This window comes from Achromobacter sp. Root170, assembly GCF_001428165.1.
GTDB classification, from domain to species: Bacteria; Pseudomonadota; Gammaproteobacteria; order Burkholderiales; family Burkholderiaceae_B; genus Achromobacter; species Achromobacter mucicolens.
In genome coordinates this window covers 402791-416092 of record NZ_LMHN01000015.1, presented here as the reverse complement: position 1 = coordinate 416092, position 13302 = coordinate 402791, and the positions used below count along the sequence as shown (strand labels likewise).

Here is a 13302-nt window from a genome sequence, read left to right as displayed (position 1 = left end):
AGTAACTGGACGCGCCCTTAGCCGCGCCAGTGGGGAGATCCTTTTGAAACGCCATCACACTCCGGCCGCCCTGCGCGCGCGGCTGCGCCCCCGTGTTCCCGCCGCCGCCGCGCTGGCCGCCTGCCTGGGCGCGGGCGCCGCGCACGCGCAACCCGAGCAGCCCGCCACGCTGCCCGCCGTGCAGGTCCTTGGCACCGGCGAGACCGCCACCGGCCCCGTCGACGGCTACGTGGCCCGGCGCAGCGCCACCGGCACCAAGACCGACACGCCGCTGTCCGAGACGCCGCAAGCGATCACCGTGATCCCGCGCGAGCAGATCATCGACCAGGGCGCGCAGAACGTGCAGGACACGATGAACTACGCGGCGGGCGTGCGTCCGAATGCCTACGGCGTGGACAACCGCGGCGATTACGTGCGCGTGCGCGGCGTGGAGCCCGTGCAGTACCTGGACGGCCTGCGCCAGTTCTTCAACTACAACAACCCGCGCACCGAGGTCTACGGCCTGGAACGCGTCGAGGTGCTGCGCGGCCCGGCGTCGATGCTGTACGGACAGGGCAGCACGGGCGGCATCGTCAATCTGGTCAGCAAGCGCCCGCAGGCCGAACAGCAGGGCGAAATCGGCGTGCAACTGGGCAACTTCAACCGCCGCGAAATCCAGGCGGACATCACCGGTCCGCTGACCGAGGACGGCCAGTGGCTGTACCGCGTGGTGGCCCTGGGCCGCGACAGCGACACGCAGGTGCAGTACGCGCAGGACGACCGGATGTTTCTTGCCCCGTCGCTCACGTGGCAGCCCAGCGCGGCCACCTCGCTCACGCTGCTGGCCTCGTGGCAGAAGGACCGGTCCGGCACGACGCAATCGTTTCTGCCCTGGAGCGGCACCGTCGACCACAATCCGAACGGCCGCATCCCCACGCGCCGCTTCGCCAGCGAGCCGGGCTTTGACGCCTACGACACCGAGCAATTCAACGTGGGCTGGCTGTTCGAACACCAGTTCAACGACACCTGGAAGGTCCGCCAGAGCTTTCGCAACACGGTCAGCAGCGTCGACTACAAGTCGCTCTATCCGAACGTCTATGGCGACCGCCGTGGCGATTCGTACATCGAAGACGCGCAGACCACCGTCGACCGCTACTACTACATCAACAAGCCCCGCATGCGCACGCTGCTGGCCGACCAGAACCTGGAAGGCAAGCTGAACTGGGGCCGCACGCAGCACACCGTGATCGTGGGGATGGACTACACGCGCTACCGCGAAACCAGCCAGTCCGACAGCGGGCTGGGATCGCCGCTGAACCTGTACCACCCGGTATACGGCAACGCGCCGGACTACACGCTGACCGACACGCCCAAGCAGCGCCAGCAGCAAATAGGCTTCTACGCGCAGGATCAGATCACGTTCGACAAGAACTGGATCCTGCTGGCGGGCATCCGACGCGATCGTGTCGAAAGCACGACCGAGGGCCAGGACAAGGAAACCGACCAGGCCACCACCAAGCGCTTCGGCCTGATGTACGCGGCCGACAACGGCTGGTCGCCCTACGTGAGCTACAGCGAGTCCTTCACCCCCATCGCGGGCGCGGACTTCTACAACCAGCGCTGGAAACCCATGCGAGGCAAGCAGTGGGAAGTGGGCCTGAAGTACATGCCGCCCGGCGCCGACCTGGAATTCACGGCAGCGGCGTACGACCTGCGCGAAAGCAACCGCCAGACCAACGATCCGGACAACCCCAACAACCAGATCCAGGCAGGCAAGACGCGCACGCGCGGCGTCGAACTGGAGATGCGCGGCCGCGTCACCCAGAATGTGGACGTGATCGCCAACTACATCTACACCGACATCGATCCGCAGCTTGAAGGCATGCCCAAGCACATGGCGTCGCTGTGGGGCAAATACCGCTTCACGCTCGCGGGCCAGCCCGGCTTCGCGGTCGGCGCCGGCACCCGCTTCCTGTCCAAGTTCCGCGACGGCGGCGCGCCGGAAACGCCGTCGGTGACGCTGTTCGATGCGATGGTCAGCTACACGAACGGACCGTGGCGCTACGCGCTCAACGTCAACAACATCGCGGACCGCACGTATGAAGTGGTGTGCCTGGACCGCGGAGACTGCTTCTACGGCGCGCGCCGCACGGTCATGTTGAGCGGCGCCTACCGCTTCTGACGCCCAAACCGTCCCCATATCTGGGACGGACACCTCGGGTCAACCTGTACGTACATGCTGTACGTACAGGTGTACACTACGATTTTTTCAACCGTCCGACAGACGCGCGCATGAACGTCTGCAACCCAGAAAAATCGTCCTGGAGACCCCGATAGTGTCGACCGCAACTACCCGCTCGCCCTTTTTTGGCACGATGCAGAAAATCCCCGGTGGATTGATGCTGGTGCCGCTGATCCTGGGTTCCCTGATCGGCACCTTTGCCCCCGAAGCGCTCGCCATCGGCGGCTTCACCACTGCTCTCTTCAAGAACAGCGCACTGCCGCTGATCGCGCTGCTGATCTTCGCAACCGGCACGCACGTCAACGCCCGCACGGGCGGTCCCATCCTGGCCACCGCCGGCACCATCCTGCTGATGAAGACGCTGGTGCCCGCCACCCTCATCATCATCCTGGGCAGCTACGTCGGTCTTGACGGCCTGTGGGGCGTGTCGATCCTGGCGATGCTCGCCGCCTTCGACAACAGCAACGGCGGCCTGTGGCTGGCCTACACCGGCCAGTACGGCGATGCCCGCGATCGCGGCGCCTACGTGGCCAGCGCGGTCAACGACGGCCCCTTCTTCAGCCTGCTGTTCCTGGGCGCGTCGGGCCTTGCCGACATTCCGATGATCGCCCTGGTGGCCGCGCTGGTGCCCTTCCTGCTGGGCGTGGTCGTGGGCAACCTGGACCCGAAGTGGCGCGACGTGCTCAAGCCCGTGCCGAATATCGTCATCCCGTTCTTCGCCTTTGCCCTGGGCACCGGCATTAATCTGGGCGCGGTCGTCAGCGGCGGCATCAGCGGTCTGATCCTGGGCCTGATCATCAGCCCCATCACCGGCGGTCTGGTCTACCTGGGCTATCGCCTGATCCTGCGCCGCGGCGGCAAGAGCGGTCTGGGCTTTGCGGCCGGCACCACCGCCGGCAACGCCATCGCCACGCCCGCCGTGGTCGCGGCAGCCGACCCCAACTTCCAGCAGTATGTGTCGGCCGCCACCGCGCAGGTCGCCGCGTGCGTGCTGATCAGTTCCATTCTGGCCCCGGTGCTGGCATCCTGGTTCCTCAAGCGCGCCGGTGAGCTCAAGTCCGAGGACGCCGATGCCACCGTTGCCCCGCCCCTGACCGAAGCCCGCGGAGAGGCCTTGTGAAACCCGCCATCGCCATCGTCGCCGACGACCTGACCGGATCCGGCGACACCGCCGTGCAATTCGTGCGGGCTGGCTGGTGCACGCACCTGTCCATCGGCGGCGCGGACGAGGCCCTGGCCGGTCCCGCGCACGACGACGTCCAGGTGCTGGCCGTCACGACCAACAGCCGGGCGTTCAGCGCCGCCGATGCCGCCGACGTCATCGGCCGCAACGTGCGGCAATTGCGTGAAGCCGGCGTGTCGCGCCTGTACAAGAAGGTCGATTCGACCCTGCGCGGTGCCTTCAAGGCCGAGATCGACGCGGCGCGCGACGCCTGGCGCGACGACGCCATCGCGGTGGTCTGCCCCGCCTTTCCGGCCACGGGCCGCACGGTCGAGCAAGGCATTCTGTATGTGAACGGCAAGCCGGTCACCGAGACCTCGGCGGCCACCGACCCCGTGACGCCGGTAACCGAAAGCCATATTCCGACCTTGCTCGGCAGCGCCCACGTGGCGCCGCTGGCGGACGACACGCCTGAAACGCTGGCCGCGCGCATCGCGCAGGCCGGCGCCACCGTGGTGGTCGATGCCGCCACCGATGACGACCTGGAACGGCTGGCGCGCGCCGTCGGACTGCTGGGCGAGCGCGCCCTGCCCGTGGGCGCGGGCGGACTGGCCGTGCCGCTTGCCCGCGTGTGGGCAGGCGCCGACCAGACCGCGCCTGTCGTGGTCGTGGTGACCTCGCAGCACAGCGCCGCGCGCGGCCAGGCCGCCGCGCTGCAGGCTGCGGGCGCCGACACCTGGCGCCCGTCGCTCGAGCAACTTGCTGACGACGCGCAATGGCAGGCATGGAGCCAGCCGCTGCTGCAGGCGCACGCGCAGGCCCCGCTGGAAGCCGGCACGATTCTGCTGCTGGCCCCAGAAGGCCAGCGCGCCGGCCTGGATTCCGACAAGGTCGCCGACCGCCTCGGCAGCCTGGCCGCGCAATTGATTGCCGCCTCGCGCGCGGCCGGCGTGGTCGCCACCGGCGGCGATGGCGCGCGCAGCGTACTGTTGGCGCTGCAAGCCAACGGCATCGCGCTGGTGGACGAAGTGATGGGCGGCGTGCCTCTGGGCACGCTGACCGGAGGCACGGCCGCAGGCCTGCCCGTGGTGACCAAGGCCGGCGGCTTTGGCACCGAAGACGTACTGGTTCGCGCGGTGCGCGCGATCCGCGACAGGAGATTCAAGCGATGACACAAACCCCTCCCGCGAAGCTGCCCCTCTTGGCTGTGACCTTGGGCGACGTAGCGGGCATCGGGCCGGAAATCACGGCCAAGATGCTCATGGGCCACGACGAACTGCGCCAGAAGGCGCGCCTCTTCGTGGTCGGCGATGCAGACGTCATGGCCAATGCGGTGCGCAATCTGGGCGCCGACCCTGCCATCGTGCGCAAGATCGAGCGCCCGGCCGACGCGACCAACACCCCGGGCCTGATCGAAGTCCTGCAGGCCGGCCCGTCGCTGGCGCACGTGAAGCTGGGCGAGATCAGCGCGGACGCCGGCGACGGCTCGGTCCGCTTTGTCACGACGGCCTGCGCCCTGGCGCGCGCCGGCGAGATCGACGGCATCGTCACCGCTCCGCTGAACAAGGCCGCCATGCACGCCGCCGGCCACAAGTGGCCCGGCCACACCGAACTGCTGGCACATGAGTTCGGCGTCAAGACGTTCTCGCTGGTGCTGTCGGCCGGCGACCTCTACATCTTCCACGCCACGACGCACGTGTCGCTGCGCCAGGCCATCGAAGACGTGAACCCAGCCCGCATGCGCGCCGTGCTGCGGCTGGCCGGCTCGTTCGCCACCGCGCTGGGCCGTGCCGACGAACCCGTGGCGGTCGCCGGCCTGAACCCGCACGCCGGTGAGAACGGCATCTTCGGCAGCGAAGACGCCGACATCCTGGCGCCCGCCGTGGCCGAAGCCAACGCCGCCGGCATCCTGGCCGCGGGTCCCATCCCGGCCGACGCGCTGTTCCCGCAGGCCGTGCGCGGCAAGTGGAAGTTCGTGATCGCCTGTTACCACGACCAGGGCCACGCGCCCTTCAAGTCCGTGTACGGCGACGACGGCGTCAACATCACCGTGGGCCTGCCGGTCGTGCGCGTGTCCGTGGACCACGGCACCGCGTTCGACATTGCCGGCAAGGGAATCGCGCGCGAAGACAGCCTGATCCTGGCCGCCGAGCGCGCCGCGCATCTGGCCCCGGGCTGGACGCATGTATGGGAAACTGCGCGGGCACAAACCGGAGGTTGATTCCCATGGCGCCCGCCACGCACGACGCATTGCCCGATCTTGACCGCGCGGGAGACATCCCGCTGCACGCCCAGGTGGCGTCGCGGTTGCGCGGATACATCCGCACGAACAAGCTCGCGGCAGGCGCCGTGCTGCCCAGCGAGGCGGCGCTTTGCGACCGCTTCGGCGTGGCGCGCAGCGTGGTGCGCCAGGCCCTGGCGGCGCTGGCCGCCGAGGGTCTCATTCAACGCGAGACCGGCCGCCCCGCCACCGTGGCGGCGCCGCAGGAACACCGCCGCCTGGTGCAGCGGTCCACGGGTCTTTACGAACAGTTCGCCCAATCCGGTGTTGCGCTGCGCACGCGCGTGCTGGCGCTGGGCCCGGCCGAGCCGCCCGCCGACGTGGCCGAGTTCTTCGGCACCACCCGCCTGTTATTGCTGGAACGCCTGCGCCACGTGGCCGAAGCGCCGCTGGCCTACGTGCGCACCTGGCTGCCCGCCGACGCGGTGCCGGGCCTCGTCGCCGACCATCTGGCCGACGCCTCCCTGCACGGCGTGCTGACGCGGCAGTTCGGCCTGCGCCCCGGCGCGGGGCGCAACCAGATCCGCGCCGTCGCGGCCGACGACAAGCTCGCCAGGCTGCTCGACACACAGACCGGCACGCCGCTGCTGATGCTGCAAGGCCAGGGCATGGACCAGCACGGCAAGCCGCTGGAATGGTTCACCACCTGGCACCGCGCCGAACAACTGGTGTTCGACGTGGACGTCAGCATGGGACACGAAAGCGTGCAGCCGCGGCTGCATGACCCCGCCCCGGAACCGCAGGCGCCGGTCAACGGACACGATCCGCTCGCGCGCGCACAGGCGCTGGTGGCGGAGCTGTCGGCTGAACTGGAACGCTTGCGCGGGCAGTCCTGAACCGCGGAACGCGGGCTGCAAGCAAATCGGGGCGGCATATTGCCGCCCCGATTTTTTTTGATGCGCTCAGCGCACCATGCAAGGCCGCTTGTTGTCGAACTTCCAGCCCGGCACCAGATACTGCATGGCCGTGGCATCGTCGCGCGCGCCCAGGCCATGCTGCAGGTAGAGCTGATGCGCGCGTTCAATCGCGTCCATGTCCAGCTCGATGCCCAGTCCGCCGGTCTGCGGCAGTTCGACGTAGCCGTTGCGGATCTGCAGCGGGTTGCGGGTCAGATGCTGGCCGTCCTGCCAGATCCAGTGCGTGTCGATCGCGGTGACGCGGCCCGGCGCGGCGGCGCCCACATGCGTGAACATCGCCAGCGACACATCGAAGTGATTGTTGGAATGCGAGCCCCACGTCAGGCCGAAGGCCTGGCAGGTCTGGGCCACGCGCACCGACCCCTGCAGCGTCCAGAAATGCGGATCGGCCAGCGGAATGTCGACCGACTGCAGCGATAGCGCATGCGCCATTTCGCGCCAGTCGGTGGCGACCATGTTGGTGGCGGTGGGCAGGCCCGTGGCACGGCGGAACTCGGCCATGACCTCGCGGCCGGAAAACACGCCTTCGGCGCCGCACGGGTCTTCGGCATAGGCCATCACGCCGTGCAGGTCGCGGCACAGACGCACGGCGTCCTTGAGCAGCCAGCCGCCGTTCGGGTCGAGCGTGACGCGCGCTTCGGGGAAGCGCTCGTGCAGGGCGCGGATGGCTTCGACCTCTTCCTCGCCGCGCAAAACGCCGCCCTTCAACTTGAAGTCCTGAAAGCCATAGCGGTCATGAGCGGCTTCGGCCAAGCGGACGATGGCCTCGGGCGTCATGGCCTTTTCGTGCCGCACACGCAGCCAGCCATCGGCGTCGGGCGCCGTCTGGTAAGGCAGCGGCGTGAGCGACGAGTCGCCCACGTAGAACAGGTATCCCAGCATCTGCACGGAGGTGCGCTGCACGCCTTCGCCCAGCAGCGCGGCCACGGGAACGCCCAGGTGCTGGCCCAGCAGGTCCAGCAACGCAGACTCCACCGCCGTCACGGCATGGATCGCCACGCGCAGGTCGAAGGTCTGGGCGCCGCGGCCCGCGCTGTCCAGACCGGCGAAGGCCTGGCGCATCTGGTTCAGCGTGTGCTGGTAGTTGCCGATGGAGCTGCCCGCGATAAGGGCGCGCGCGTCTTCCAGCGTGGCGCGAATCTTTTCGCCGCCAGGCACTTCGCCGACGCCGGTGTTGCCCGCGCTGTCGGTCAGGATGACCAGGTTGCGCGTGAAGTAAGGCGCGTGGGCGCCGCTCAGGTTGAGCAGCATGGAGTCCTGGCCGGCGACCGGCACAACGCGCATGCCGGTAATCGTGGGCGTCTGGGAGGCTTGCGATGCGTGAAGAGTCATGATTGCTTCTTGAAAATGCCCGGCCGGCGGGGCCGGGCGCGTTGCGTCATTGCACGGAGATGCCGCCGGTCTCGATGACCTGCTTCCAGCGGGCGCTTTCCTGCTGCTGGAACTCGGTGAAGGCTTCGGGCGAGTTGGCGACGACCTCCAGGCCGATGTCGGTGAAGGGTTTGCTGAGCGCCGGATCCTTCAGCGCGGCGGTCAGGGCGGCGGACAGCTTGTCGCGCACGTCGGCGGGCAGGTTCTTGGGCGCCACGACGGCCTGCCAGGCATAGACGTCGACGCCGGGCACCGAGACTTCGGCGAACGTGGGAACGTCGGGCAGCACGGGCGAGCGCTTGGAACCGGTGACGGCGATGGCCTTGAGCTTACCGGACTTGATATGCGGCAGCACGGCGTTCACGTTCTGGAACGACATGTCGACCTGGTTGCCCAGCAGATCGGAAATGGCGGGCGCGCCGCCCTTGTAGGGCACATGCAGGCCCTTGGTGCCGGTCTTCTGCCAGAAGAGTTCGGCGGTCAGGTGGTCGGACGAGCCCGCGCCGGAGGTCGCGAAACTGATCGCGCCCGGCTTGTCCTTCAGCAGCTTCAGCACGTCTTGCACGCTGTTGATCTGGGGCGCGAGCTTGGGGCTGACCACCAGCACATTGGGCGTCTGCACGGCCACGGTGAGATACGTGAAATCCTTGGCCGGATCGTAGGTGATGCCCTTCATCAGATGCGGGGCCACGACCAGCGGGGCCAGCGAGGTGACCATCAGGGTGTAGCCGTCCGGCGCGGCGCGGGCCACTTGCGACGCGCCGATGGTGCCGGTGGCGCCCGCCTTGTTTTCCACGACGAAGGATTGCTTGAGCTGTTCGCCCAGCTTGTTGGACAGCGCGCGCGCCACCGAATCGGTTGCGCCGCCGGGCGGGAACGGGACGACGACGGTGACCGCCTTGTCAGGCCAGGCCTGCGCCGCGCCTGCGGCGGCCATCAGGGTCAATCCAAGCATCCACTTGCGCGCATTGGTCTTCATTACTGTCTCCGGATTGGGTTCTTTTATTTACGTTAACGTTAACATTTCTTTTGTTAACGTTAACATGACGGCTTTTTTAGAATATTTCGGGGCGCCGACGGTTCGCCATCCGGACAAACCCTGACACCATCTGGCCCGCAAGGCGTGCGTCTGCGGTTAGGCTTGACGCCAATTGCACCCCGCCGTTTTCGACTCCCTTTTTGATGCACCCGCCCCGCATGCCGTCCGCCGACTCCCCTTCCCGCTCCCCGGAGCGCGCCAACGTCACCGTGCGCGAGGTGGCGCAAGCGGCTGGGGTGTCGATGATTACCGTTTCGCGCGCCATCAACACGCCGCAGCAGGTCTCGCCCGCCACGCTGGACAAGGTCAACGCCGCGATCCAGGCGCTGGGCTATGTGCCCAACCTGATGGCCGGCAGCCTGCGCCTGTCGCGCAGCAACCTGGTGATGGTGCTGGTGCCCTCGATCGCCGGATCGCTCTTTGGCGGGATGCTGACCGCGCTGACGCAGTCGCTGGAGGCCAAGGGCTTTCAGCTCATGGTGGGCCAGAGCGGCTACGACTCGCCCCGCGAGGACGCGCTGCTGCGCGCCATCATCGGACGGCGCCCGGACGGCATCGTGCTGACGGGCGTGATGCACTCGCCGCAGGGCCGGCAGCTGCTCAAGGCATCGGGCATCCCCATCGTCGAAACATGGGATGCCACGGACGCCCCCATCGACATGCTGCTCAGCCTGTCGCACGACGCCATCGGCGCGGCCGTCAGCCACTACCTGCGCGACGCAGGCAAGACGCGGCAGGCGGTGCTGAGCGGCGACGACCACCGCGCCCGGCTGCGCGCCGAAAGCCTGGTTCGCGCGGCGCTGGAATCGGGCCTGCCCGAACCGTTGGTGCACTACATGCCCGCGCCGACAACGCACGCGCAAGGCCGCGAAGGGCTGCGCGCGCTGCAGCGGTCGGGCCAAGGCATCGACGCGGTGTTTTGCAGTTCCGACATGATGGCGGCCGGCGTGCTGACCGAGGCCGCGGCGCAAGGGCTGGACGTGCCTGGGCAACTGGCCGTGATGGGCTTTGGCGACATGGACATCGCCGCGTCGATGTCTCCGGCCATCACCTCCGTGCACGTGGACGGCGCCGCGATCGGCGCGCAGGCGGCCGAGATGATCGGCTTGCGCGCCAACGGCCAGCGTCCCGCGCAGTCGGTGGTGGAAATCGGTTTTCGCATCGTACGCCGGGAAAGCGCATGATGGGAAAGACGCGCATCAGCCTGCTCCGCGGCGGTCCAACACATCGCCATCAATCGCGCAGCGTTCAAGGATGTGCCGAATGAATCCTCGCTTCGACCTGCTGACCCTGCAATTGCTGCGCAAAGTTGACGAGACCGGAAGCGTCGCGCGCGCGGCCGAAACCATCCACCTGACCGCTTCCGCCGCCAGCAAGCGCATCCTGGAATTGGAAACGCAATTGGGCATTGCGCTGCTGCTGCGACGACCGGAAGGCGCATGCCTGACCGCGGCCGGACACAAGGTGGCACAACGTAGCGCACGCGTCCTGGAAGAACTGCGAGAACTGCACGCAGATTTGGCGGGCTTCGCCGAAGGCCGAAGAGGCCACGTTCGGATCGCCTCCAACACCTCCGGCCTGTCGGCCGGTCTGGCGGAACTGCTGGCGCGATTTTCGGCCGACTACCCCGACATCCGGATCTCGCTCCAGGAGGCCACCAGCGCGGCCGTCGCGGATGCCGTGGCCAACGGATCCGCGGACCTGGGCATCGCTCACGCCAGCGCCGACCGCGCGGGCCTGAATTCCTCACCCTATACCCGCACGCCGCTGGTGCTGGCAGTGCCCGAAAAGCATGCGTTGGCAGCCCGGCATTCGGTGACCTATGCCGAAACCCTGATATACCCGCACCTGGCTCGCGCCCCTGGCAGCGCGCTGGCGCAATTCTCCGGTCAACCTTCGGCTGAAGGCGCACAGCCGGCTGCTGTGAATACACAGGTGACCAGCTTCCCCGCACTGTTTTCGCTGGTCAGCGCCGGGCTTGGCGTGGCCATCGTGCCGGCCGCGCCATCGTCGTGGCACGTTCCCCGGAACGTGCGCCTAGTCGCCCTGTCGGACGAGTGGGCGCATTTCGAGCTCAGGATTGTGATGGACCCGGGCGTAATTCCCAGCCCGGCGGTGTCGCGCCTGCTACTGGCGCTTCAAGAACAGGTCCGGTCCTGAGTCGATGACGCGCACGTTTCAGTCGACGCGGACCGAGGCCTCTTGGATCACCTTGCTCCACTTGGCTTTGTCGGCCGTGATGAGCGCAGCGAAATCCTCGACGGAATCAGCGGCCGGTTCATAGCCGCTTTCGACGAGCTTGCGCTGCACTTCAGGCCTCGTTACGTACGATCGCATCGCCGCGTTCCATTTCTGGACAATCTCCGGCGGCGTAGCCTTTGGCGCTGCCACGCCCCACCATTCGTCCGCCACATAGCCGGGCAGCCCGGCTTCGGCGACCGTGGGGACATCGGGAAAACTCCGTGAGCGGGTCGCACCTGTCGTGGCGAGCAGCTTGACCTTGCCCGCCTGGACGTAGGGCGCGGCTGGACCGAGGATCGCGAACATCATGGATATCTGCCCGCCCAGCAGATCGTTCAGCGCCGGGGTCGTCCCTCGGTACGGCACATGGCGTATGTCCACGTCCGCCATTGAGCGAAAAAGTTCAGCCGGCAGGTGACCTGCCGCGCCGTTGCCAGCAGATCCGAAGGTTAGCGACCCAGGCTTGCTCCTGGCCAGCGCGACGAGTTCCTCAATCGAGTCCACTGGCAGCGACGGATGCACCAGCACGCCGAAGACAGTTGAAGCCACGCGGCTCACAGGCGTGAACTGCGCCTGAGGATCATAGTTCAACGACTTGTAGAGCCCAGGATTGATGGCAGAAACACCAGCAGTCGTCATCAGCATGGTGTAACCGTCAGGCTCGGCATTCGCCACGCTGACTGCGCCAATGGAGCCGCCAGCGCCCGGGCGGTTCTCGACAACAACACGCTGATGCCATTGGCGGTCGAGTTCGCGCGCCAGCTCCCGTGCCAGCGTGTCCGTACCGCCTCCGGCGGGAAAAGGCACCACTAGGCGGATCGGCCGGGACGGGTAGGTATCGGCCGCAGCCGCAGGGTTGCCCCAAATCAAGATGGCCGTCGAGGCCAGGAAAATAAATGTGGATAGGATTTTCATGATCAACTTTGCTCTGCCGCTTCGAATTGCTGCGCCGCCAAGGTTGCGGCCGGAACATACACGGTGCCTGCCAACAGCCGCCTGGCGGTTCGCAGGAGACTGGCCGATTTGATCTCCACGCCGGCCTGCGCATGGTCGGCCTCCACGTCGACATCGAGCCTACCGGCCGGATGCTCGATGACGACTTTGCCCACCGCGGCCAAAGTGGCGGCGTGCGCGGCTACGGTCCCGGGTATCTGCGCGGCAGCGGCCAGGCAGACTGCGCCGGTCACTGCGAATGACGTATGGCAGGTGTAGGGCATGAAGTATCGCGCGCTTATGGAACCTCCGAATCGTGGCGACGAAACCGTCACGAGCTTGGGCATTTCCAGCTTCGCCACATCCCCCAGGCCCATCGCTCTGCCCGCCGCGCAACGCACGCGCTCGACATGGGCGAGCAGTTCAGGATTTGCATTAATCTCTTCTGCCGACTCTCGACCCGTCAGTCCGAACACCGCCGCGTCTACGATGGCCATCGGCACGGCCGCATCCACGCAACTCACTGCAACACCCTCGATGACATCGACGGCGCGCCCTGTCGGCAGCAGCTTTCCGGTCTTGGATCCGGCCACCTCGCAAAACTTCAGCCACACGGGCGCAGCATGCCCCGCGACCCCGTCAATGGCGTCTTGCCCGTCGTAGACGGTGAGTCCCCGACGGGTGCGCACCGTCGCGACAATCCGCTTGCCCGTGTTGACGTTGAAAATGGCAACTTTGGTGGCGTCGCCGGTTGCACGGACCAGTCCCTCGTCAATGGCGAAAGGCCCGACCCCCGCCAACATATTGCCGCAGTTCACCGAATAATCGATCGTGTTCTTATGCACGCATATCTGCCCAAACAGATAATCCACATCCACATCCGGCCTGTTGCTGGCAGAGATTATGGCGACCTTGTTGGTCAATGAATCAATGCCCCCAATACCATCGACGCGTCGCGGCTCCAATGCGCCCATCAAGCGCAGCAGCGCGGCATCGCGCCTCGGCCCCGGCGCGGGCAGGTCCTGCTCTAAAAAAAAAGGCCCCTTGGAAGTGCCGCCGCGCATCAGCACGCAGCGCAGGCCTAATTGATCGGAATACTCTTGCATGGCGTTCTCCTTGGAACCCAAGTCTGGTCCG

The 13302-nt window shown here is 67.1% G+C and carries 11 protein-coding genes; 7 read left to right on the top strand and 4 right to left on the bottom strand.

The window, feature by feature from the left end; genetic code table 11:
* The first annotated feature begins 43 nt into the window (after positions 1-43).
* The 5 genes from ASD87_RS16330 (at position 44) to ASD87_RS16310 (ending at position 6500) form a co-directional block, all read left to right on the top strand.
* Positions 44-2161 carry a TonB-dependent siderophore receptor gene (locus ASD87_RS16330; protein ID WP_369818545.1) on the top strand — a complete coding sequence of 706 codons (2118 nt, stop codon included), beginning with the start codon at positions 44-46 and terminating at the stop codon, positions 2159-2161.
* 193 nt (positions 2162-2354) lie between these two features.
* Positions 2355-3341 (top strand): 2-keto-3-deoxygluconate permease, encoded by a 987-nt coding sequence (locus ASD87_RS16325; RefSeq protein WP_056323637.1) that lies wholly within the window; start codon positions 2355-2357, stop codon positions 3339-3341.
* Positions 3338-4555, top strand: coding sequence for a D-threonate kinase (gene dtnK, locus ASD87_RS16320; RefSeq protein WP_056323634.1), 1218 nt, complete (start codon positions 3338-3340; stop codon positions 4553-4555). Before ASD87_RS16325 ends, dtnK begins: the two co-directional genes overlap by 4 nt.
* On the top strand, positions 4552-5604 hold the full coding sequence (gene pdxA, locus ASD87_RS16315; RefSeq protein ID WP_056323631.1) for a 4-hydroxythreonine-4-phosphate dehydrogenase PdxA: 1053 nt from the start codon (positions 4552-4554) through the stop codon (positions 5602-5604). The genes dtnK and pdxA overlap by 4 nt, the downstream gene beginning before the upstream one ends.
* A gap of 5 nt (positions 5605-5609) precedes the next feature.
* Entirely contained in the window at positions 5610-6500 is an 891-nt protein-coding gene (locus ASD87_RS16310) for a GntR family transcriptional regulator (protein ID WP_056323629.1), read from the top strand.
* A 66-nt stretch (positions 6501-6566) separates the two neighbouring features.
* Here the strand turns inward: ASD87_RS16310 and gudD are convergent, their stop codons facing one another.
* Both gudD and ASD87_RS16300 read right to left on the bottom strand, forming a co-directional pair.
* Positions 6567-7913: a glucarate dehydratase gene (gudD, locus tag ASD87_RS16305; RefSeq protein WP_056323626.1), complete on the bottom strand. Its 1347-nt coding sequence runs from the start codon at positions 7911-7913 to the stop codon at positions 6567-6569.
* Between the two features lie 46 nt (positions 7914-7959).
* The gene (locus ASD87_RS16300; RefSeq protein ID WP_056323622.1) at positions 7960-8931 is read right to left on the bottom strand and encodes a tripartite tricarboxylate transporter substrate binding protein; all 972 of its coding nucleotides are present in this window, start codon (positions 8929-8931) and stop codon (positions 7960-7962) included.
* Between the two features lie 218 nt (positions 8932-9149).
* On the opposite strand from ASD87_RS16300, the gene ASD87_RS16295 reads away from it, so the two are divergent.
* Positions 9150-10175: a LacI family DNA-binding transcriptional regulator gene (locus ASD87_RS16295; RefSeq protein ID WP_082586317.1), complete on the top strand. Its 1026-nt coding sequence runs from the start codon at positions 9150-9152 to the stop codon at positions 10173-10175.
* A gap of 79 nt (positions 10176-10254) precedes the next feature.
* Complete coding sequence (locus tag ASD87_RS16290; RefSeq protein ID WP_056323616.1) at positions 10255-11151, top strand: LysR family transcriptional regulator; 897 nt, start codon at positions 10255-10257, stop codon at positions 11149-11151.
* A gap of 18 nt (positions 11152-11169) precedes the next feature.
* Here ASD87_RS16290 and ASD87_RS16285 read toward each other — a convergent pair whose 3' ends face one another.
* Positions 11170-12147 carry a tripartite tricarboxylate transporter substrate binding protein gene (locus tag ASD87_RS16285; RefSeq protein WP_056323613.1) on the bottom strand — a complete coding sequence of 326 codons (978 nt, stop codon included), beginning with the start codon at positions 12145-12147 and terminating at the stop codon, positions 11170-11172.
* A 2-nt stretch (positions 12148-12149) separates the two neighbouring features.
* Positions 12150-13271, bottom strand: coding sequence for a 4-oxalomesaconate tautomerase (locus tag ASD87_RS16280; protein WP_056323610.1), 1122 nt, complete (start codon positions 13269-13271; stop codon positions 12150-12152).
* Positions 13272-13302 lie beyond the last annotated feature (31 nt).